Source organism: Janthinobacterium fluminis (assembly GCF_028595325.1).
Lineage (GTDB): Bacteria > Pseudomonadota > Gammaproteobacteria > Burkholderiales > Burkholderiaceae_D > Janthinobacterium > Janthinobacterium fluminis.
In genome coordinates, this window is record NZ_JAQQXR010000001.1 from 567,231 (window position 1) to 587,843 (window position 20,613).

26 protein-coding genes are annotated in these 20,613 nt (G+C 67.1%); 3 read left to right on the plus strand and 23 right to left on the minus strand.

All coding sequences use genetic code 11. The features are described from left to right. Positions 1 to 7: 7 nt before the first annotated feature. On the minus strand, positions 8 to 220 hold the full coding sequence (locus OIK44_RS02580; protein WP_273669103.1) for a DUF3460 family protein: 213 nt from the start codon (positions 218 to 220) through the stop codon (positions 8 to 10). Between the two features lie 140 nt (positions 221 to 360). Here OIK44_RS02580 and OIK44_RS02585 point away from each other — a divergent pair, with 140 nt between their 5' ends. Beyond that, positions 361 to 795 (plus strand): hypothetical protein, encoded by a 435-nt coding sequence (locus OIK44_RS02585; protein WP_273669104.1) that lies wholly within the window; start codon positions 361 to 363, stop codon positions 793 to 795. Between the two features lie 260 nt (positions 796 to 1,055). Continuing rightward, positions 1,056 to 3,233 carry a putative bifunctional diguanylate cyclase/phosphodiesterase gene (locus tag OIK44_RS02590; protein ID WP_273669105.1) on the plus strand — a complete coding sequence of 726 codons (2,178 nt, stop codon included), beginning with the start codon at positions 1,056 to 1,058 and terminating at the stop codon, positions 3,231 to 3,233. Here OIK44_RS02590 and OIK44_RS02595 read toward each other — a convergent pair. The 12 genes from OIK44_RS02595 to flgB all read right to left on the minus strand — a co-directional run bounded on the left by OIK44_RS02595 (position 3,230) and on the right by flgB (position 13,113). After that, entirely contained in the window at positions 3,230 to 4,273 is a 1,044-nt protein-coding gene (locus tag OIK44_RS02595; protein ID WP_273669106.1) for a hypothetical protein, read from the minus strand. The genes OIK44_RS02590 and OIK44_RS02595 overlap by 4 nt on opposite strands. A gap of 5 nt (positions 4,274 to 4,278) precedes the next feature. Further along, positions 4,279 to 5,175: a flagellar hook-associated protein FlgL gene (gene flgL / locus OIK44_RS02600; RefSeq protein ID WP_273669107.1), complete on the minus strand. Its 897-nt coding sequence runs from the start codon at positions 5,173 to 5,175 to the stop codon at positions 4,279 to 4,281. A 10-nt stretch (positions 5,176 to 5,185) separates the two neighbouring features. Next, positions 5,186 to 6,559 (minus strand): flagellar hook-associated protein FlgK, encoded by a 1,374-nt coding sequence (flgK, locus tag OIK44_RS02605; protein ID WP_273669108.1) that lies wholly within the window; start codon positions 6,557 to 6,559, stop codon positions 5,186 to 5,188. A gap of 97 nt (positions 6,560 to 6,656) precedes the next feature. Then, positions 6,657 to 7,034: a rod-binding protein gene (locus OIK44_RS02610; RefSeq protein WP_273669109.1), complete on the minus strand. Its 378-nt coding sequence runs from the start codon at positions 7,032 to 7,034 to the stop codon at positions 6,657 to 6,659. A 9-nt stretch (positions 7,035 to 7,043) separates the two neighbouring features. Continuing rightward, positions 7,044 to 8,150, minus strand: coding sequence for a flagellar basal body P-ring protein FlgI (locus tag OIK44_RS02615; protein WP_273669110.1), 1,107 nt, complete (start codon positions 8,148 to 8,150; stop codon positions 7,044 to 7,046). Positions 8,151 to 8,173: 23 nt separating this feature from the next. Next, positions 8,174 to 8,836 carry a flagellar basal body L-ring protein FlgH gene (flgH, locus tag OIK44_RS02620; RefSeq protein WP_273669111.1) on the minus strand — a complete coding sequence of 221 codons (663 nt, stop codon included), beginning with the start codon at positions 8,834 to 8,836 and terminating at the stop codon, positions 8,174 to 8,176. Next, positions 8,836 to 9,624 (minus strand): flagellar basal-body rod protein FlgG, encoded by a 789-nt coding sequence (gene flgG, locus OIK44_RS02625; RefSeq protein ID WP_273669112.1) that lies wholly within the window; start codon positions 9,622 to 9,624, stop codon positions 8,836 to 8,838. Before flgG ends, flgH begins: the two co-directional genes overlap by 1 nt. A gap of 55 nt (positions 9,625 to 9,679) precedes the next feature. Beyond that, entirely contained in the window at positions 9,680 to 10,411 is a 732-nt protein-coding gene (locus OIK44_RS02630; RefSeq protein WP_273669113.1) for a flagellar basal body rod protein FlgF, read from the minus strand. A 20-nt stretch (positions 10,412 to 10,431) separates the two neighbouring features. Beyond that, a complete protein-coding gene (locus OIK44_RS02635) occupies positions 10,432 to 11,616 on the minus strand; it encodes a flagellar hook protein FlgE (protein ID WP_273669114.1) in 1,185 nt (394 codons plus the stop codon). Between the two features lie 28 nt (positions 11,617 to 11,644). After that, positions 11,645 to 12,328 (minus strand): flagellar hook capping FlgD N-terminal domain-containing protein, encoded by a 684-nt coding sequence (locus OIK44_RS02640; RefSeq protein ID WP_273669115.1) that lies wholly within the window; start codon positions 12,326 to 12,328, stop codon positions 11,645 to 11,647. A 9-nt stretch (positions 12,329 to 12,337) separates the two neighbouring features. Then, positions 12,338 to 12,748: a flagellar basal body rod protein FlgC gene (gene flgC / locus OIK44_RS02645; protein ID WP_273669116.1), complete on the minus strand. Its 411-nt coding sequence runs from the start codon at positions 12,746 to 12,748 to the stop codon at positions 12,338 to 12,340. Positions 12,749 to 12,750: 2 nt separating this feature from the next. Beyond that, on the minus strand, positions 12,751 to 13,113 hold the full coding sequence (flgB, locus tag OIK44_RS02650; RefSeq protein WP_273669117.1) for a flagellar basal body rod protein FlgB: 363 nt from the start codon (positions 13,111 to 13,113) through the stop codon (positions 12,751 to 12,753). A 297-nt stretch (positions 13,114 to 13,410) separates the two neighbouring features. Here flgB and flgA point away from each other — a divergent pair, with 297 nt between their 5' ends. After that, positions 13,411 to 14,022, plus strand: coding sequence for a flagellar basal body P-ring formation chaperone FlgA (gene flgA / locus OIK44_RS02655; RefSeq protein ID WP_273669118.1), 612 nt, complete (start codon positions 13,411 to 13,413; stop codon positions 14,020 to 14,022). Here the strand turns inward: flgA and flgJ are convergent. The 10 genes from flgJ to fliS are packed head-to-tail and all read right to left on the minus strand — an operon-like array spanning position 14,007 to position 20,609. Beyond that, on the minus strand, positions 14,007 to 14,756 hold the full coding sequence (gene flgJ / locus OIK44_RS02660) for a flagellar assembly peptidoglycan hydrolase FlgJ (RefSeq protein WP_273669119.1): 750 nt from the start codon (positions 14,754 to 14,756) through the stop codon (positions 14,007 to 14,009). The genes flgA and flgJ overlap by 16 nt on opposite strands. Then, positions 14,743 to 15,171, minus strand: coding sequence for a flagellar export chaperone FlgN (gene flgN, locus OIK44_RS02665; RefSeq protein ID WP_273669120.1), 429 nt, complete (start codon positions 15,169 to 15,171; stop codon positions 14,743 to 14,745). Before flgN ends, flgJ begins: the two co-directional genes overlap by 14 nt. Beyond that, positions 15,168 to 15,446, minus strand: a complete 279-nt coding sequence (flgM, locus tag OIK44_RS02670; protein ID WP_273669121.1) for a flagellar biosynthesis anti-sigma factor FlgM — start codon at positions 15,444 to 15,446, stop codon at positions 15,168 to 15,170. Before flgM ends, flgN begins: the two co-directional genes overlap by 4 nt. 53 nt (positions 15,447 to 15,499) lie before the next feature. Then, positions 15,500 to 16,519, minus strand: a complete 1,020-nt coding sequence (locus tag OIK44_RS02675; protein ID WP_273669122.1) for a flagellar motor protein MotB — start codon at positions 16,517 to 16,519, stop codon at positions 15,500 to 15,502. Continuing rightward, positions 16,503 to 17,417 (minus strand): flagellar motor stator protein MotA, encoded by a 915-nt coding sequence (gene motA / locus OIK44_RS02680; protein ID WP_273669123.1) that lies wholly within the window; start codon positions 17,415 to 17,417, stop codon positions 16,503 to 16,505. Before motA ends, OIK44_RS02675 begins: the two co-directional genes overlap by 17 nt. A 56-nt stretch (positions 17,418 to 17,473) precedes the next feature. After that, positions 17,474 to 18,214, minus strand: coding sequence for a FliA/WhiG family RNA polymerase sigma factor (locus OIK44_RS02685; RefSeq protein WP_420213809.1), 741 nt, complete (start codon positions 18,212 to 18,214; stop codon positions 17,474 to 17,476). A gap of 27 nt (positions 18,215 to 18,241) precedes the next feature. Beyond that, a complete protein-coding gene (locus OIK44_RS02690) occupies positions 18,242 to 18,709 on the minus strand; it encodes a flagellar basal body-associated FliL family protein (protein ID WP_273669124.1) in 468 nt (155 codons plus the stop codon). 19 nt (positions 18,710 to 18,728) lie between these two features. Further along, on the minus strand, positions 18,729 to 19,886 hold the full coding sequence (locus OIK44_RS02695; protein ID WP_273669125.1) for a flagellar hook-length control protein FliK: 1,158 nt from the start codon (positions 19,884 to 19,886) through the stop codon (positions 18,729 to 18,731). A 29-nt stretch (positions 19,887 to 19,915) separates the two neighbouring features. Further along, a complete protein-coding gene (locus tag OIK44_RS02700) occupies positions 19,916 to 20,227 on the minus strand; it encodes a hypothetical protein (protein ID WP_273669126.1) in 312 nt (103 codons plus the stop codon). Then, positions 20,220 to 20,609 (minus strand): flagellar export chaperone FliS, encoded by a 390-nt coding sequence (fliS, locus tag OIK44_RS02705; RefSeq protein ID WP_273669127.1) that lies wholly within the window; start codon positions 20,607 to 20,609, stop codon positions 20,220 to 20,222. Before fliS ends, OIK44_RS02700 begins: the two co-directional genes overlap by 8 nt. Between the last annotated feature and the right edge of the window lie 4 nt (positions 20,610 to 20,613).

The window sequence follows — 20,613 nt, forward strand, 5'->3', positions numbered from 1 at the left end:
GACCCGCCTAGTCGTAGGAGTAGGGCTTCGGCGGCACGCTGTCCCGGCGCGCCAGCTCCTCTTCGGCCAGGTCGACGTTGTGGTCCCAGTAGATGTACCAGCCGTGCCGCTGGCTTGCCCCGACTTCCGGATGGGCGGCGAGAAAGCCGTCGATGAAGCGGGTGAATTCCGACACGTAGCCGCCATGGCCCGGCCGGTAGCGTATTTCCTTGCCTTGCATGCTGCCTCCCTGCGCACCTGTCCCTTGGACCGCGGCGCCACGCCGGCGTTGCAGGGATTTTTGCCGTGTTGCCGCCGAACAGGGGATAATGTCGCTTTGGCTGGCCGCGCGGCCGGCGGCAATCTGGATTCGGGACCATCATGCAAGGCGCAACAGACAACGATAGCGATACCCCGCAGCGGCCGCGTTTCCGCCCCTGCCCGTGGCAGCACCTGGAAACGGTGTATGACGTCGAGCTGTGGATCGAGGAGCACAACCGCAGCTTGCAGGAGCACATACGGCCGACGGAGAGCGGTTACGGCGTCTGCTTCACGCTGGCCGAGGGCGGCGAGATTTTCATGCAGACCAGCGCCGACGGCGCCGTCATTCTCGACGTGACGGCCGACGCCGACTGGGTGGCGCCGCTGATTTGCGCCGCCACCCAGTGTCCGGCGCCGGGCACCTCCTTGTGGATATTGCCGGACGATAAGCTGATCCAGTTGATCGCCGGCCTCAGCAGCCTGGTGGCGAGCACGACGCTGGTGGTCGGCCACCATTTCGGCGTCAAGCGCCGCGCGCCCGGCCTGGCCCGCTGACGCGGCGGCGCAACGCGCCCGCCTTGCGCTGGGTCAGGGCGGCGCCTCTGGCGCGGCGCGGCACCGTCCTCTATGATTCGAAAGCTGGGGACAGACCACGATTTTCAAGGAATAATTCCTTGAAAATCGTGGTCTGTCCCCAGCCGTGGCGCCACGCTCGACAGCCGCAGGCTTGCATGCTAGTCTTACAGTGTCATGATTGCCCCCGCGCGCCCATGCGGCGCGCCACGATCCCCGCGGTTTGAGCCCGAAGGAACGATATGGACAAAGATCAGCATGCGCGGCCCGGGATCCAGGCACATCATGCCGTGATCGCCGCGATGGGGGGCACGCCGGAGCTTGCGCCCGAGGCCTCCTTCGACGAGGTGCCGCTCAGCCCGGAGCGCCTGCGCTTCGAACGCGAACAGGCGTATTTCAACGACATTTATCTGCTGGCGCCCGTCGGCTATTTCGTGCTGGCCTTCGATACCACGATTTTGCAGGTGAACCTGGTGGGCGCCGACCTGCTGGGCATTCCCCGCGACCATCCGGGCCTGCACCATTTCCGCTCCTTCATCAGCGCGCCCTTCCTGCGCGACTTCGACAGTTTTGTGCACTTGGCGCTCAACAGCAGCCACCCCGAGCGCATCCAGTTGCAGATGACGCGCGGGCGCCACGACCAGGGTTTCCCGGCAACCTTGCTGGCCAGCGCAGATGGCAGCGGCCAGGCTTTCCGCGTCGTGCTGGAGCTGGCCGAAGGCAAGCTGGCGGCGCTGGAGCGCAGCGAGGAGCGCTTCCGCCGCATCGTCCATAGCGCCGAGGAGGGCATTTGGGAAATCGACGCGGCGGCGCGCACCAGTTTCGTCAATCCGAAGATGGCGCAGATGCTGGGCTACCGCATCGAGGACATGCTCGACAAGCCGCTGGTGGCCTTCATGGACGACGAGGGCCGCGCCATGCTGGAGCGCAATATCGCGCGGCGCCAGCAGGGCATCGCCGAGCGCCACGAGTTCAAGTTCATCCGCCGCGACGGCAGCGAGCTGTGGGCGACGCTGGCGACCAATCCCATCTTCGACGGCGAGAGCGCCTACCTGGGCGCGCTGGCGCTGGTGACCGACATCACCGAGCGCAAGGAGTCGTCGGCGCGCATCTGGCAGCAGGCCAATTTCGACGAGTTGACGGCGTTGCCGAACCGCCACATGTTCCTCGACCGCCTGAAGAACGAGATGAAGAAGGCGGGCCGGCATGGCCGTTTCGTGGCGCTGCTGTTCATCGACCTCGACCACTTCAAGGAAGTCAACGACCGCCTCGGCCACGACCGCGGCGACCTGTTGCTGGCCGGCGCCTCGCGCCGCATCGTCGAGTGCGTGCGCGGCAGCGACACGGTGGCGCGCCTGGGCGGCGACGAGTTCACGGTGATCCTGGCCGGCTTCGACCAGTTGACCAGCGTCGAGCGGGTGGCGCAGGAGATGGTGGGACGGCTGGCCCGGCCGTTCGAGCTCGACGGCGAGCAGGCGCTGGTGTCGGCCAGCATCGGCATCGCCCTGTATCCGTCCGACGCGCCCGACATCGAGGAGTTGATGCGCCACGCCGACCAGGCCATGTACGCGGCCAAGAGCGCCGGGCGCAACCGCTACAGCTATTTCACGGCTGATTTGCAGGCGGCCGCGCAATTGCGGCTGCGCACCGTGCTGGACTTGCGCGAGGCGCTGGCCGGCCAGCAGTTCGAGATCCATTACCAGCCCATCGTCAGCCTGCGCAACGGCACCGTCGAGCGGGCCGAGGCGCTGCTGCGCTGGCGCCATCCGGAGCGCGGCTTGCTCAGCCCCGGCGAATTCCTCCCGTTCGCCATCTCGGCCGGCCTGATCGTCGAGATCGGCGACTGGGTGTTCCGCCAGGCCGTGCTGCAATTGAAGTCTTGGCAGGCCGAGCTGAGCCCCGGCTTCCAGATCTGCGTCAACAAGTCGCCCGTCGAATTCCGCAGCGACGCCGCGTTCTACCAGGGCTGGATCGACCATCTGGCGCAGCAGGGCTTGCCGGCGCGCTCGATCGTCATCGAAATCACCGAGGGCGTGCTGCAGGACGAGGGGCGGCCCGTCATCGAGCGCCTGCGCCAGTTCCGCGAGATGGGCTTGCAGGTGGCGCTGGACGACTTCGGCAGCGGCTATTTTTCGCTGTCCTGCCTGAGGAAACTCGACATCGACTACCTGAAGATCGACCCGTCCTTCGTGCGCCAGTTGCAGCCGGGTTCGGCCGACCTGGCGCTGTGCGAGGCCATCATCGCGATGGCCCACAAGCTGGGGCTCGATGTCGTGGCGGAGGGGGTGGAGACGGCGGCGCAGCGCGATTTGCTGGCCGCCGCCGGTTGCGACTATGCGCAGGGTTATGTGTTCGCGCCGGCCTTGCCGGCCGCGCAACTGGCGCTGATGGCGCGGGCGGCGCGCCTGCCCCCGCCTTAGCGCAGGCCCAGCAGCGAGAGCACGCGCTCGCGGCTGATGCCGACGAGGGCCGAGGTGATCGCCAGCAGCGATTCGTAGCCGGGCTTGGTGGCCTGGTCGGAGAATTTCGCCGCCAGCCGGTCCATGCTGACGGCGGCGTCGGCCGGCTGCGCCGTGGCGACCCGGCTCGATGCCGCGGCCAGCGCCAGGCGCACCGTGTCGCGCGCCTGCTGCATCTGCGCCAGCGCGTGCATCACCTGCTGCAGCGTGTTGCGCAGCGCCTCGATGTCTTCCGTGCCCCAGTTGTCCGGCGCGATCGCCGGCGCCGCCTCTTCGGTGCTGACCCGGTTCATCTGCCCGGTCGGGAAGCGGATGCCGCCGCCGCGCACCGACAGCGTGTCGCGCACGCCCGGCCAGTCGCCTTCCGCCGTGCTGAAGAGCAGTTCGCCGGCGTCGTCGGCGCTGACGCGGATGTTCGACGGTGCCAGCGCGCGGTCGAAGCGCTGGACGATTTCTTCGGCCGACAGGCCCGGTTCGATGTTCACCGAGCGCAGCGACTGGCTGGCGCCGCCGACGGAGAAGGCCAGCACTTCGCGGGCGCCGTTTTGCAGATTCGCCAGGTTCAGGCCGCGCACGCGGAACTGCTGGGTGGCCGGCGGCGGGCTGTTGAACTGCAGTTGCGCGTCGAGCGTGCCGCCGGAGGCGCGCTGGCGCGAGCGCCAGGTGTTGCTGAACTGGCGCACGCGCGCCTCGACCTGGCCTTCGCGGCCCTGGCGCGCGGCCAGCTTGGCGGCCAGCTCGCTTTTCAGCGCCTGCAACTGGCTGGTGCTTTGTTCGAGGAAGTCGAGGGCTTGCTGGGCGCTCGAGATATCGCCCTGCAACTGGTGGTCCCAGTTGCTCAGACCGCGCCGCAGCGGCGCCGGCGCGGCGCCGGCCGCGTCTGTCGCCGCCGCGCCGTTGCCGCTGCCGTTGAGCGTAACGGCCGCCTCATCCACGACGCGGGCGCTGCCGGCGCCGCTGGAGGCGATTCCCGAGGGTAGGTTGAGTTGGGCGATTTGCATGATGGTCAGATGACGTCGAACAGGGACATGTTGCCGATCTTGGCGTAAGCCTTGTAGGTCGCCTGCAGGGCCAGTTGGTAGCCGTTCAGTTCGGTCATGCCTTCGGCCATGTCGGCTTTCTGGATGTCGCTGCGCGCGATCTTGTTCGACAGCGACACATTTTCGTGGTTGTTCTGCAGCGTCGTCAGGATGTTTTGCGCGCCGCCGAAGGTGGCGATCTTGGAGGACATATTGTCCATGGCGGTGTCGGTGCCATTCATGGCGTCAATGACAAGCGCGCGCACGGCGGGGTCGTTCGGGTTGACGCCGGGGGCGGTCAGCGCGTTGATCGCCAAGGTGAGCTTGTTGAGGGACGTTTCCAGTCCGCTGACGTCGACGTTGGCGGCCTGGTTGACGCCGTTGCCCACCACCACCGTCTGGGTGTCCGTGTTGCCTGCATAGGTGTAGGTGCCGGCGGCCAGGACCAGCGGCGCCGTGTTCGTGGCCGTGCCGGAAAACATGAAGCGGCCTTCCTGGTCCTTCAGGTTGGCCGTGTAGAAAATACTGTCGCGATAGGCGGTCAGCGAGGTGGTCATCGCGTTGAGGTCGGCCGGCGCGTTGGTGCCGTTTGCCGCCCACACGAGCATGTCGCGGATCTCGCCGAAGTCGCCGACGATGCTCGACAGCGAAGTCTCGTTTTTCATCAGGCGCGTCTTGACGGAGGCGATATTGTCGATATATTGCTCGACGATGGATTGCTCGCGGGTCAGGCGCGACACGCGCACGCTGCTGATCGGGTCGTCCGACGGCAGCTGGATGCGCATGCCCGAGGCCATTTGCTGGGTCAGATAACTGATGCGCTCCTGATTCGTCTGGATCGAGGTGTTGATGAGGGTTTGGAACTGGCTGGTGGCTACGCGCATGGGTCTCTCCTTAGCTCATCATTGCCAGCGTGGCGTCGAACATCTGGTTCGCCGCCGCAATGACTTTCATATTTGCCTGGAACATATTCTGGAACTCCAGCAGGTTGACACCTTCCTCGTCTTTGTTCACGGCGCTGGTCGCCTTCCAGTCGGCCACGGCCTGGTTGCGCACCGTCACCGCCGTCTGCAGCAGGGCCTTGTTTTTCTGGCTGGTGATGGCCAGCTTGCCGACCAGCTGGGTGTCGGCGTCGCCGATCGGCATCGGGCTCATGCCCGGCAGCGTCACGGGGTTGTTCTTGATCTTGATCAGCGCCTGCAGATTGGTGCTGTCGCCCTGGCCGCCGCCGACTTTGGCCAGCGCCAGCTTGTCGGCCGTGAAGCCGGGCGTCAGGGTGAGCACGCTGGCGCTGCTGGCGTTGAAGACGAACAGCGGCGTGCCGGCGGCGCCGGCCATGGTGATGCCGGCGGCCAGTTGGGCGTTGATGTCGATGGCCAGTTGCTGGGCGATGCCTTGCACCGACTGCTGCATGGGGCGCAGCACGTCGCGTTCGTAGCCGCCCAGGCCGCCGAGCTGGCCGCCGACGCTGACGTTGTCGACGATGAAGGTGGAGGTCGTGAACGTCAGGCTCAGCACTTGCTGGTTGCTGACGTCGAGCGCTGACGTCATCGAGCCGGCGATGTTGCCGATGACCAGGGGTTGGCCCGTCTTCAGGGCCACGTTGCGGCTGCCGTCGGGCTGGTCGATCACTTCCAGCGACATCTGCGAGGCGAGGCTGTCGATGGCTTCGTCGCGGGCGTCGATCAGCGTCGACACATTGGTGCCGGTGGCGCCGGCGCTGGTGATCTTGCCGTTCAGGGCGGCGATGCTGGCCAGGGTCGTGTTCACCTGCGGGATGATGGCGTCGCGCTGCTGATGCACCGACAGCAACTGGTTGTTCATGACGCTGTTGATGCTGTTGAAATGTTGGCTCATGGCGTCGGCGGCCGTGACGATCTGCTGGCGCAGCGGGGTCGACGTCGGATCGACGCCGGCCGCGTTGAGGGCCTTGAAGAAGCTGTCGACGCCGTTGCTGATGCTCGACAGGTCGTCGCCCATGATGCGTTCCAGCTGGGTCAGGTAGGGCTGGGTCTGGGTGTACAAGCCTTGCTCGGAGGCGCCGCGCCACATCTGCTGGTTCTTGTAGCTGTCGCTGAAGCGGATCAGGCCCATCACCTCGACGCCGTCGCCGGCCGACATCACGCCGTTGCGGCCGGCCACGGCGCCCAGCAGCACGCCCTGGCGGGTGTAACCCTTGGTCTGCAGGTTGGCAATATTTTGGCTGGCCGCGTTGACGCCGGCCTGGGCTGCCAGCGATCCGCTCAGCGCATTGTTAATGATGCTCATCGTGTAATGTTCTTTCTTGGTAACGATTTGTGCGGAGGCGCCAAAGGGCAGCCCGTTTTCCTGTCACTAGCTACAGGCGACCGATTGCGCTAGGGCATTAAACGCCGGCCGCAGATTTTTCCGCGCCGGGCAGGCTGGCGGCCGGCTGCTGCGGCGCGGCCGGCGCCGGCGGCAGCAACTGGCGCAGGATGGCGTCGGCGATGCCGAAGGCGCGCTGGCTGGCCATCTTGTCGGCCACCATGGTGTCGGCCATGTCGAGCATGTCGGCGTTGACGGGGTCCTTGAAGACGCTGTCCTCGCCGGCCATCTCGCGCGTGCCGGCGCGCATCTGGTGCAGCATGTGGGCGATGAAGAAGCCCTCGAACTGCACGGCGGCCTGGGTGGCCTTGGCGACGTAGCGGGGATCGGGGCCGGCCACCGCGGCGTCGTCGGCGGCGGCGAGGGGGGCGGTGGCGGAGCGGGAGAGCGGATTCATGGCATTCCTTTAAATGACGACCAGTTCGCCTTCGATGGCGCCGGCCTGGTCGAGGGCCTGGAGGATCGCCATGATGTCGTCGGGCGAGGCGCCCAGGCTGTTGACGACGTCGATGATCGATTGCAGCTTGGCGCCGGCCGGCCACTGGAACATCTGTCCCGAGCCCTGGTCGACGCTGACCTTGGATTGCGGCGTGACGGTGGTCTGGCCGCGGCCGAACGGGGCCGGCTGGCTGACGTTCGAGCTTTCCGAAATGACCACCTTCAGCGAGCCGTGGGTGACGGCGGCGGCGCGCACGCGCAGGCCGTCGGCGATGACGACGGTGCCGGTGCGCGAATTGAACACCACTTTCGGGCTGTCGGCGCCGATGTCGATGGCCAGCGCCTCCAGCTTGGCCATGAAGGCCACGCGCTGGGTCGGGTTTTCCGGCGCGATCACCTCGACGCTGGTGGCGTCGCTGGTGCTGGCGACGGGGCCGAAGCGGCGGTTGACGACGTCGACGATGTTGGTGGCGGTCTGGAAATTCGGGTGGCGCAGGTTCAGCGTCACCGTCGGCTTGGTCGAGAAGTCGCTGCCGATCTCGCGCTCGATGTTGGCGCCGTTGGGGATGCGCCCCGTCGTCGGCGTGTTGACGGTGACGCTGGAGCCGCTCTTGCCGGCCGCGTTCAAGCCGCCGACCACCAGGTTGCCCTGGGCCAGCGCGTAGGTTTCATTGTCGGCCGCGCGCAGCGGCGTCAGCAGCAGGGTGCCGCCGCGCAGGCTTTTCGCGTCGCCCAGCGAGGAGACGGTGACGTCGATGGCCTGGCCGCGCCGGTAGCCGGGCGGGAAGACGGCGCTGACCATGACGGTGGCGACGTTCTTGCTTTTCGATTCGGCGCCGTCGGGCAGCTTGACGCCGAACTGCTTGAGCATGTTGACGACGGACTGGCTGGAGAATTTCACCTGGGTGGTGTCGCCGCTGCCGTTCAGACCGACCACGAGGCCGTAGCCGACCAGCGGATTGTCGCGCACCCCTTCGATGCTGACCAGGTTGCGCAGGGCCTGGGCGGCCGTGGCCGGTTGTATCAGGGCGGACAGCAGGGCCAGCGCGGCGAGGGCGGAGTAACGCAATTTCATATGTTCACCTTAAAAACGACGCCTTAAAACGGCATCCACGGGCCGACGAAGAAGCGCGTCAGCCAGCCCGGCGTGTTGGCGTCGGCCAGCGTGCCCTGGGCCGAATAGGCGATGCGGGCGTTGGCGATGCGCAGCGACGACACCTGGTTGTTCGAGTCGATGTCGGCCGAGCGCAGGTAGCCGCGCAGGCGCACGAATTCCTCGCCCTGGTTGAGCGTCAGCACCTTCTCGCCGCTGACCTTGAGCAAGCCGTTGGGCAGCACTTCCTGGACGATGACGGTGATGGCGCCGCTCAGCGCGTTCTGCTGGGTGCTGGTCGAGTCGCCCGTGAAGCCGCGGTCGCCGCTGATGTCGATGCCGGTCTTGGGCAGGGTCTTGCCGAGCACGCTGATGGGCGCGATAGCCGTCGTCGAGCCCTTGTTGAAGGTGGTGCCGGCCTTCTTGCTGGCCTGGGTGGTTTCCTGCAGCGTCACGGTGACGATGTCGCCGACGCGGAAGGCGCGGCTGTCCGAGGTCAGCGACAGGCCGGCGTCGGCGTGGAAGACGCCGCCGGCGGTGCCGCCGCGCGGCAGGCTGCGCGCCACCGGCGGCGCGTCGTCGTCCGGGCCGGGCCGCACGGGCGGCGGCGCCATGCCGGCGCAGCCGGCCAGGGACAGCGCCAGCAGGGCGCACAGTGCGGTTTTCATCAGCGTGCCGCTTGCGCCAGGTACTGCAGCATATTGTCGGCGGCCGACAGCACCTTGGTGTTCATCTCGTAGGTGCGCTGGGCGGCGATCATGTCGACCATTTCCTCGACGACCTGGACGTTGGAGCCTTCCAGCGCGCCCTGTTTCAGCTTGCCCAGCGCGCCCTCGCCGGGGCGGCCCTCGGTCGGCGTGCCGCTGGCGGCCGATTCCTGGAACAGGTTCTCACCCAGCGCCACCAGGCCGGTGGGGTTGACGAAGTGGGTCAGCGTCAGCTGGCCCAGTTCCGTCGCGCCGGTGTTGCCGGGGACGGTGGCCGACACCATGCCGTTTTCGCCGATGGTGATGGCGGTGGCGTTGACGGGCACGGTGATCTGCGGCACCAGCGGCAAGCCGTGGGCGTTGATCAGGATGCCGTTGGCGTCCATCTGCAGCTGGCCGGCGCGGGTGTAGGCGGCTTCGCCGTTGGGGCGGCGCACTTGCAGGAAGCCGTTGCCGGTGATGGCCACGTCGAGCTGCTGGCTGGTCGTCTGCAGGCTGCCGGTGGTGAACACCTTCTGCGTGCCGACCATGTGCGTGCCGTTACCCAGTTGCACGCCGGACGGCGACAGGGTGTTGTCGGCGCGCTGGGTGCCGGGTTGCTGCTCGACCTGGTAGAACAAGTCCTCGAAGACGACGCGGTCGCGCTTGAAGCCGACGGTGTTGACGTTGGCCAGGTTGTTGGCGATCGCCTGCAGCTTGGCGTCCTGGGCCTGGACGCCGGTTTTGCTGATCCACATTGCTGGATTCATGGGGTGCTCCTTTTATCTATTCTGTCAAAAACTGGATGGATGCCGCAAAGCGGCCTCAGCTACCAAGCAGGCGGTTGCCCGTTTCATTCATGGAGTCGGCGGCCTTGAACAGCTTCATCTGGATCTCGAAGCTGCGGTTCAGCGACATCGTCGCCACCATCTCCTCGACGGCCGAGACGTTGCTGCCTTCGAGGTGGCGGTCGCGCATCTTGACGGCCGGGTCGGTCGGCAGCGGCTCGCCGCCGCGGCTGACGATCAGGCCGGCCTCGTTCTTCGTCAGCTCGCCGGCCTCGGCGTTGACCAGCTTGATCTTGTCGATCGTCTGCATCTGCGTGGCGCCGGGCGGCAGGATGGAAATCGTGCCGTCGCCGCCGATCGACATGCTGCTGTACTCGGGCAGCACGATGGGGCCGCCTTCGCCGAGCAGGGCGTGGCCGTTGATGCTCAGGGCGCCCGTCTCGTCGATGTTGATGGCGCCGGCGCGGGTGTAGGCTTCGCCGTTTTGCCACTGCACGGCCAGATAGCCGGGGCCGGTGATGGCGACGTCGAGGTCGCGGCCGGTTTCCTTGACGGCGCCGGAGCGCGTCGCGATGGCGCTGGCCTGCATCTGCGTCATGTGCCGGCCGTCGTAGCCGTAGCCGTAGTTGCTCAGCGACTGGGCGCTGGCCACTTCGAGGTTGGCGCGGAAGCCGCCCGTCTCCATGTTCGCCAGATTGTTGGCGTGTACCTGTTGCGCCCGCAGAGCCCGTTCGGCTCCGCTCATGGCGGTGTAAATGAGGGCGTCCATTGTGCCTGGCCTTCCTTCGATTAAAGAGCTTGCATCAGCGACTGCATCATCGCGCTCTCGGTCGAGATGACCTTCGAGTTGGCCTGGTAGTTGCGCTGCGACGTCATCAGGCCCACCAGCTCGGAGGTGATGTCGACGTTCGACTGCTCCAGCGTGGCCACGCTCAGCTTGCCGGCCATGCCGGTGCCGGGACGGTCGAACAGGGGCGTGCCGGCCGTGGCCGTGGCCACCCAGCTGGTGTCGTTGACTGGCGTCAGGGCGCCCTCGTCGGGGAAGCTGGCCAGCGCCAGCACGGCGATGGTCTGCTTCTGGCCGTTGGTGTAGGCGGCCACGACGGAGCCGTTTTCATCGAGCTGGACGCCGGTGAAGCTGCCCGAGGCGTAGCCGTCCGGGCTGTCGGCTGAGGTGGTCGCCTCGCCGGCGAACTGGGTGGTGCCCGTGTAGTTGATGTTGACCGTCGCGCCGCTGATGGAGCCGTTGGTGGTCGGCACGACCACGCCGACCACGGGGGGCGACGTCAGCGCGCCCGAGGCGTTGAAGGTCAGGTTCGAGGTCGCCGTCGCGGGGCCGTTGTCGATGCTGTAGTTGACCTTGATGGTGTTGGGCGCCGTCTTGGTGAAATACTGGGTGATGTTGTGCTTGCCGCCGAGCGAGTCGTAGATCACCGACAGCTTCGACATATTGTAGGTGGTCAAGTCGGTCTGGTTGAAGGGCAGGGCCGGCACGGTCCATTCCAGCGACATATTCGCCACATACCCCATCTTGGTGGAGGCGACGGCGGGAATCTGCCCGGTCGGCACCTGGATGTCGCCCAGCGCGCCCAGGACGGAGGAGCCCGGCTTGACGCCGTAGCCCTGCACCTTGTTGCCGGCGCTGTCTTCGAGGAAGCCGGTGCTGTTGGCCTTGAAGATGCCGACGCGGCTGAACAGCTGGGTGTTCTGGCTGTCGCGCGAGACGAAGAAGCCGCGGCCGTTGATGGACGCGTCGAGCGTGCGGCCGGTGTTGAGCACGCCGCCGTTGCGGCCGATGTTCTGCGTCACCGAGCCGACTTCCACGCCGGTGGCCTGGGCGCCCGCGTACATCGACGAGAAGTTGGCGCGGCTGCTCTTGAAGCCGTAGGTGCCGGCGTTGGCGATGTTGTTACTGACGGTGTTCAACTGGTTGTTGATGGCCTGGATGCCGGACAAAGCGATGTCGAAACTCATGGTGTCTGCCTTTCGGTGAAATAGTGAATTAGTTTGCCGACGCCAGGGTCGCCGATTTGCCGTTGAAGGCCGTGATGGCGCCCGGGTCCACCTCGCCGACATTGGCCACCTTCAGCACCATGCCGCCGTTGCCGGACAGGCGCACGCTGTCGAGTTTGCCGACGATCTCCACTTCCGGTATTTCCGGGGTGCTGGTCTTGACGGCGATTTTGTAGTTGCCCGCGGGCAGGCCGAGCTTGGCCGGGTCCAGCGTGAAGCTGACGTTGCCGGGCGCGCGGGCGCCCAGTTGCACTTCGTGGCTGGCGCCGTCCGCGCCCGTCAGCAAGACGGTGGTCTTGGTGCTGGCCGTGGTCAGCGCGATGTTGCCCTCGATCTTGTTGCCGGCCAGTTGGACGCGGTCGGTGACGACCATGACGTTCGAGCCGACCTGGGCGCCCAGGGCCATCACCTGCATGCTTTGCATGACGCTGGCGTTGGCCGTGGTCAGCTTGGCGAGGTTTTGCAGGGCTTCCGTCTGGCTCAGCTGCGACAACTGGTTGACGAACTGGCTGGGATCGCTGGGCGCCAGCGGATCCTGGTTCTTGATCTGCGCCACCAGCAGCTTGGTAAACATGTCGCTGGTCTTGCTGGCCTGGTCGGCGGCGGGGGTGACGGCCGCGTTGTTGCCGGCCGCCTTGTTGGTGCTGGTGTCGTTGAACAGATTCGTTTGCATAATAGACCTTTATTCGCCGAGTTTGAGGAGCGCCTGCTGCATGCCCTTGATGCGGCCCAGCACTTCGACATTCGTTTCAAAGGCGCGCGACGCCGACATCATGTCGGTCATCTCGGCCACCTGGTTGACGTTCGGGTAAAACACCATGCCGTCGGCGTTGGCCATCGGGTGGCCCGGCTCGTAGACCTTGCGCAGCGGTTCGTCGCTTTCGACGACGTCGAGCACCTGGACCCGGCTGGCCGAGCCGTCGGCGCCGCCGGCGGCGACGGCGGCGAACACGGGTTTGCGGGCGCGGTAGGTTTCGCCCTCGGAGCCGGCGACGGAGTCGGCGTTGGCCAGGTTGCTGGCGATGGTATTGAGGCGCACCGTTTGCGCCGCCATCGCCGAGCCGGCGATTTGCGAGATGTCTTTAAAGCTCATGCTTATTGTCCGGCGATGGCTTTCGCCAAGCCCCTCAGTTTAAGGTTGACGAAGGTCAGGCTGGCCTGGAAATCGGAGGCGTTCTGCGAGAACGCGGCCTGCTCGACGCCGATTTCGACGGTGTTGCCGTCGCGGCTAGGGTGGTAGGGCACGCGGTACAGCGGGTCGGCGTCGCCGTCGAGCGTCAGCTCGCCCTTGGCGCCGTCCTGGGCCTGCTGCAGCACGGCGGCGAAATCGAGGTCCTTGGCTTGAAAGCCAGGAGTATTTTCGTTGGCGATGTTCGACGCCAGCACGCGGGTGCGCTCGGCGCGCACATGCAGCGCGTCGGCGTGGACCCCCAGCGCCTCGGTGAAATTAATACTCATGGTCATCCTTTGTCTGTGAACGTCTATGGTGCCGCGGCGGCGGGCCGGGCATGTAAAATACTGCCCATACGCATCTTAACGGCAAGCCGCGCCAAAACTTTTGTTTAAGGTAAAACATCCATGCTCAATTCCGACGCGCACAGCGCCGCCGGTGCCTGTTATCCACCGCCGCCGCGCCGCCGCCCGCAACTGCCCATCCTGTTACTAAGTGTTGCCAGCCTATATAGTAGTGCAGGTCGCGCAGAATTGCCAGCCGACAATATAATATCGCACATTGAGCGGGCGGCGCGCGCACAATTGACACGCCAGGCGGACGCCGCCGGCCTGCTCGAACCGCAGTTCGAGGTGGCCGTGGCGCAGACGGGCAGGGTGTTGGCGCCGTGCGCCCGGGCCGTCGCCGTCGAGCCGCTCGACGTGCGCCTGCCGAACCGCATGCGCTTCGCCGCCGTCTGCCCCGGCGCGGCCGGGTGGAAATACGAATTTGTCGTGCGCGCCGCCATCACGGCGCGGGTGGCCGTCAGCAGCGTGCCCGTGCCGGCCGGCAGGGCGCTGGCGGCCGACGAGGTGGTGTTGGAGCGGCGCGACATTTCTGCCGTCGCCGACAGCGTGGCCGACCTGGCCGCGCTGCTGGGGCAGGCCAGCCGGCGCAGTTTGCGGGCCGGTGAGTTGTTGCGTAAAAGCCAGTTTGCCGCTTTGCCGCTGGTGAAGCGGGGCGAGGCCGTGCGCATCGTCGCGCGGCGCGCCCAGGTCGAGGTGAGCATGGCGGGCGAGGCGCTGGAAGCGGGCGCCCTGGACGCCGTGGTGCGCGTGCGCAACGCCGCCAGCGGCAATGTGATACGGGCCAGGGTGGTGGCGGCAGGCACGGTGGAACCCGTCGATCTGCCGGGGGCGGCTCAGTCGTCCGACTGAGCCGCGGTGCCGGCCCGCTGCAGCCGGGTCGCCAGGCGCGTCAGCTTGTCGGCGTAGGCCGGGTCGGTGGCATAGCCGCCGCGCGCCAGGCCCTGGGCGAAGGCGCCGGCATTGTCGCCGGCGCCGATGGCGGCGCGGTAGCGCGGATTGTCCAGCAAGACCTGGGCATAGTCGCGGAAGGCGCTGGCCTGGTCCGGATAGCTGCGGAAGCGTTCGGTCTTTTTCAGCGCCGCGCCGCCCTCGTACTCCGTGGTCAGCGCGGCGGTGACGTCGCCGCGCCACTGGCCGCCGGCCTTGACGCCGAACAGATTGTTGCTGTCGCCGCCGTCGCCCTGGCGCAGCGGCCGCTGGCCCCAGCCCGATTCCAGCGCCGCGTGGGCGGCGATGATGTCGGGCGCGACGCCGAGCTTGCGGCCGGCCTCGGCCGCCCAGGGCTTGATCGAGGCGAGAAATTGCTGTTGCAGCTCGGCCAGCTCGGCCTCGTCGGCGCGGGCGGCGCCGGCCGGCTGGCTGCGTCCCAGCAGCACGCGGCCCTCGGGGCTGAGGGCGGGCGCGGCACCGCCGTCGCCCTTGCTGATGAAGGTGGCGACGTCTTGCTGCACCTGGCGGAAGACGCTGCCGAAGCTGGCGTTGCCGGCGGGCAGGGTGGCGCGCGCCGGGCTGGCCGCGGCCGGCGTCGGCGCGCTGGCCTGGGTGGGCCGGGTGGCGGCCGTAAACATGTCAGCGTGGCGCATAAATCTGGTCCTCACCTTGCAGCACGCGCTGCATGATTGTGTATTGGTCGGTCAGCAAATCGTTGTTGCGTTGGTTGCGGCGCTTGCATTCGGTGGCCAGCAAGGCCAGCTCGCGCCAGCCGGCGTCGATGCCGGCCCGGGCCTCGCCCTCGCACAGGGCGATGGCCTGGGCCATCGTCGCCTCGGCGCCGAGCAGGGCGCGCACCAGCGCCACGCGCTGGCGCCGGCGCAACTCCATCGCCTCGACGACGGCGACGACGTCCTCGCCCAAGGCCGCCAGGCGCGCGCTGCGGTGGTGCAGGGCGGCGTCGAATTGTTCTTCCAGTAATAACAGCAGGGCCTGGTAGGCGCTGACGTCCTCGGCGACGCCGGCGCCCAGGCGCGCCAGGGCTTGCTGGCGGGTCAGCTTGCTCACGACTCGCCGCCGTGGAAACGCTGGATCAGGCCGGCCAGCTTGGACGGGTCGAAGGGCAGCTCGCCCTTGGCCAGGGCGTCGCGCAACTGGGCGACGCGCTCGTGGTCGACGTCGGGCATCTGGCGCAGCGCCTCCAGCGCCGGCTGCAGCACGACGGACTGCAGCGCCGGGCCGGCCGCGGCGCCGGCGTCGGCGGCCGCCTCGGCAGGGGCGGCGTCGGCGACGCGTTTCAGCGCGGCCGTTTCGCCGATGGCATTTCCAGAGTTCACGCGCATACGCTGGCCTCTCGCTTTGGTGTTAATCGTCATCTCAAGCCACCCCGCCAAAATTAATGTGCACGCTCGCCGCTCCCCCGCTCGCCCCGGGGCGCCGGCCGGACCGGCGCCAGTTGCTGGCGCAGCTGCTTGAGCTCGCCCGCGTCCGGCGTGGCCGTCTCTACGCCGTTGCCCAGCGCCTCGGTGGCGCCGGCCACGCCGAACATGGCGGCAATGCTGTTGGCCTGGCCGCGCGTGAGGATCAGCAACTCGATGCGCCGGTTCACGCCGGCGGCCGCGTTCTTCGTGTCGATGGGGGCGCGGTCGGCCATGCCGACGACCTGCAGCACGCTTTCCGGGTTCATGCTGCCGGCCAACAAATTGGCGCGCGCCGACATGGCCCGGTTGCTCGACAGCGTCCAGTTCGAGAACGATTCAAAGTCCGTATTGGCGTATTGTACAGAATCGGTGTGGCCGACGATCAACATCTGGTTTTCCATTTGCGCGAACAGCGGACCCATCTCGCGCAGCAGGCGGCGGAAACGGTCCGTCGGCACGGCGCTGCCGCGCACGAACATGCCCTGGCGGTCCGTGTCGTGCAGCATGACGCGCAAGCCGTAGGGCGTGACGACGGATTCCAGGTTGCTCGTCAGGCCGGCTTCGGCGCTCAGCTTGGAGAGGGCGCGCGACAGGGCCGCCAAGTCTTCCGGCGACTCGTAACTGACCTTGGTCTTGGCGCGGTCGGTCGGGTCGAGCTCGCCGCCGCTCATCAGCTTGCCGGGGCCGGAGGCGTTGCCGCTGCCGGTGCGCGGCATGGGGAAGCGGTCGATCAGGCTGCCGCGGGGGCCGCCTTTCTGCTCGGGCATCACGCCCTGGCCTTCGCTGACCTTGCTGCCCTTGGACTCCATCATGATTTCCTTCATCGCCTGCTGCTCGCGCGCGGCCATCAGCCACAGCACGAGGAACAGCGACAGCAGGGCCAGGCAAAAGTCGGCGAAGGCCACCTTCCAGGCGCCGCCGTGGTCGTCGTCCTCGTGCTTGCGGCCGGCGCGCTTGATGATCGCCTGTTCATGTTTGTCATGCGGCTTTAGCACGACGGTCTCCTGTGCGGCGCGGCGGTTCGTCGGCGGCGTCGGCGCCTTCCAGCGCGTTGATCCAGCTTTCCAGCTGGGCGAAGCTCGGCTTGATGTTCAGCTGCACCAGGCGGCGCCCGGCATCGATGGCCAGCAGCGGCGGCTTGCCGGCCACGTGGGTGACCAGCACGACCTTGACGCATTCCATCGTCGAGCTTTCCTCGCCGACCAGTTGCTTCATCATATTGCACATCGGATCGAGCACGCCGTAGCAGAAGAAGATGCCGATGAAGGTGCCGACCATGGCCGCGCCGACTTTTTCCGAGATTTCGGCGGCGTCGGCGCCGTCGGCGACCGAGTTCATCGCCATGACGATGCCCAGCACGGCGGCCAGGATGCCGAAGCCGGGCATGGCCTCGGCGATCTTGTGCAGCGATTTGGACGGTTGCAGCAATTCGTCGTGGATCGCCTCCAGCTCCTGCTCCAGCACGCCCTCGAGTTCGTGGGCGTTGATCTTGCCCATCGCCATCAGGCGGAAGTTGTCGACGATGAAGGCGAGCAGCTTCGGCTCTTCCAGCACGAGGGGGTAGCGCTGGAACAGCGGGCTCTCGCGCGGCGCCTCGACGTGGGCGTCGAGGGCCTTCAGGCCGCCGGCGGCCGTCTGCAGCAATTCATACATGAGCAGCAGCAACTGGCGCTGGAACTCCGAACCCTGCTTCTTGTGCGTGACGATCTTGCGGATCTGGTTCATGGTTTCGCTGAGCACATGCTTCGGGTTGCCCAGCACCAGGGCGCCGAGGCCGGCGCCTATGATGATGACCAACTCGATCGGTTGCCAGATCGCGTGCACGGTGCCGCCCATCAGGGCGAAACCGCCGAATACACACCCCAACACGATTAAGATACCGATAATCACCATCTTGTTTTGCCTTTCTGCGTCATTGTTATCCTGTCCACTTGCCGTCGATGCCCTTGTCAGGCGCTCTGCAGCGTGGCCTTCATTTTGCCCAGCGCACCCTTGTTGAGCTGGCAGACGCGGGCGTCCGTCAAATCGAGCACGGCGGCAATTTCCTTGTAGCTCAATTCGAACTCGTAATACATTTGCACGACGCGCTGCTCGCGCTCGTCGAGGCCGCGCAGGGCCTGTTCCAGGCTGCGCCGCACCATCAATTGCTCCTCCGGGCTGGGGGCGCTGTCGGCCTGGCCCATCCCTTCCTGCAGGAGCTCGTCGAAACTGCCGATCTGCTCGGCGTTTTCCGCCAACTGGTATTCCTGGTAGGCCTCGGCCGTGATGCCCAGGGCGGCGATGATCTCTTTTTCGGCCGGCTCGCGGCCCAGCTTGCGCGTCAGCGCCCGCACGCTGTCGCGCAGGCGGTGGCTTTCCTGGCGCACGGCGCGCGGGCGCCAATCCTGGCGCCGCAGCTCGTCGAGGATGGCGCCGCGCACGCGCAGGCTGGCGAAGCTGCCGAAGGCGGCGTCCGGTTCGCCGTAGCGGCGCAGCGCCTCCAGCAGGCCCATCAGGCCGATCTGCTCCATGTCGTCGCGGTCGATCGCGCCGGCCACCTGGGAATTGAGCTGGCGCACGATGCGCTTGACCAGCGGCGCGTAGGCGAGCAGGTGCTTTTGCTCTTCGGCGACGCTGAGCACGGCCACGGCGCCGTCGGCGCCGCCATAGATTGCGGGGTACTGCTCTTGATACGCCACTTCAGTGCCCACGTTGACTCCCGCTGTATGCAGCACAGCTTATTCGATGATGAGCTTGCCGATCATGACTTCGGAAAACGGCTTTTCCGCCTTTTCCTTGGCATAACTGGCGTCGAATGCAGTGTTGATCTGTTCGGCGAACTGGTCCACCGTCATCATCTGCGCCTTGTCCATCGGATAGCTCGACAGGGCTTTGACGGCGATGCTGCGCATCAGCGGCAAATGATCCTTGGTGTGTTTTTCCTTTTCCTCGGTGGTGGTGATCACCAGGTCGGCCGACAGGTAGTGCGATTCCGTGTCGCCGGGGGCGCGGCGCAGCATGACGATGACTTTTTCCAGCGTCAGGTATTTGCGCGCGTGCTTGCCGGTGGCCGGCTGCACTTCGACGGTTTCGGTGTGGGCGCCGCCGGCCTGGGCCGGCTTTTTCAGGTACAACCACCACAGCGCGCCGCCGGCCGCGCCGGCACCGACGATGGCGACGATGAGGAAGCCGGCGATCAGTTTCATATTTTTATTCATCTACGGATTACTCCCTGTCGTTCAATGCAAAGGTGGACGCCGGGGCGCCGGCGTCGGCCAGGGCGCGGCCCGGTTCGTTGTCGTCCTGCTGGCGGCCCGGCTGGCGGCCGCGCGCGTCGCCGTCGCCGAAGGACTGGCCGGCGGCGCTGCGCGGCGTCGCCGTGACGTGCACGGCGACCTCGCTGAACTGGCGCTGCGACAGATCCTGGCGCATGCTTTCGCCCACCGTTTGCAACTGGCGCAGCACTTCGCCGTTCGAGGCGCTCAGATTCACCTGCAAGGCGCCGGCGCTGTGGCGGATCGAAATTTCGATGCGGCCCAGATTGGGTGGGTCGAGGCGGATCACCGCGTGTTCGCTGTTGCGCGACAGTTGCACTTGGAGGCGTTCGCCCAGCGCGTCCTTCAGCGTGGCTTGCCATTGCGGCGCCGGGCCGGCCAGTTTGACGGTGTCGCCGGAGGCGGCGCCGCTGGCGTTGGCCAGGGTCACGCCGAAGCTGTTGGCGGGGGTGGCGTGGTTGATGGCGGGGCGCTCGGCGTCGGCGGGCAGCGTGGCGGGGCGGGGCGCAGACGCGGCTGCGGCGCCGGTGTCGGCCGCCGCCGTGGTGGCGCTGGCGGCGCTGGCCGCGGCGCTGGCGGCGTCGGCCGATTGCGGCAGCGCCGCAGGCGCCGCGGCGCCGCGGTTCGGCAGCAGCGCGCCCTGGGCGTTGAAGGCCATCGCGGCCGGGTGCAGCGTGATCGTCAGGGCCGGATTGGCCTGGGTAGCGGCGCCGTCGCCGCCGTCGGAGGGCGTCTCGCCGCTTGGGGCGGCAAGCTGGATGTGGGCGGCGTGCGTCGGCACGGGCGGCGCCAGCGGCGGCGCCATGGCCCCCAGCAGGCTGGCGTCGGGGGCGGCCGGGGCCGCGCCGTCGGCGCCGGTGTCGGCCGTTTCGCCGTCGCTATCGCTGTCGCCGCCGGCCTCGCTATCGGCGGCGGGGCCGGCCTCCGGCAGCGTGGCCAGCCCGAGCAGCTGGGCAAACAGGGCGCCGGCCGGCACGGCGCTGCCGGGGGCGGGCGCAGACGCAGGCGTAGGCGCGGGCGCGGGCGTAGGCGCGAGCGGTTTCGGCAGCGCCGCCGCCGCGACGGGCGCGGGGTTGCTCGCAACCGTCGCGGCCGCGCTATTGTTCATGTTCATACTCGTCATACTGATACCCATACTTAAATCCCGTCCGAATCGGTGTCGCCAATGAGGGCGTAGGCCAGCCTGCCCTCTTTATTTGCCTGCATGTCGCCCAGGAATGCCCCCAGGCGTTCTTTTTCGTCCGAGCAAATCTGAAATGCTTGCGCGTGGGCGGCGCGCAGTTGTTGCAAGGCCGCGCGTTCGGCGTCGCTCCAGGCGCCGCGCGCCGCCAGCAATGGCAGCTCGCGCGCCAGGCTGGCGCAGGCGGCGGCCAGCGCGTCCCAGTCGGCCTCGGCGCCGGCGCTGCGCACAGCCAGCGTCCAGCGCTCGATGGCGGGGCGCCTAGGCATTTTTTGCCTGTACGCCCAGCCATCCCTGCTTAATGGTGTTGAGCAGCACCTCCACCTCGTCGATCATGCCGGTGTCGAGTTCGATGCCGGCGCGGAACAGGCGGGCCGCGCAGTAATCGTACAGCCGGGCCAGATTGACGACGACTTCGCCGCCGTTGTCGAAGTCCAGCGAGCTCGATAAACCATTGATGATGGCGATGCACTTGTTCAGGCTGGCCGCCTTGTGTTCGAAACGGCGGCCGGTGATGTGGCCGCGCGCCCGCGCCAACTCTTCCAGCAGGCCATCGGTGAGTACCAACACCAGTTCGACTGGCGAGGCGCGCGCCGTCTGCGCATCCAGATTGACTGAATGGTAACTGTTATAGGCATCATGGTTTAGCATTGTT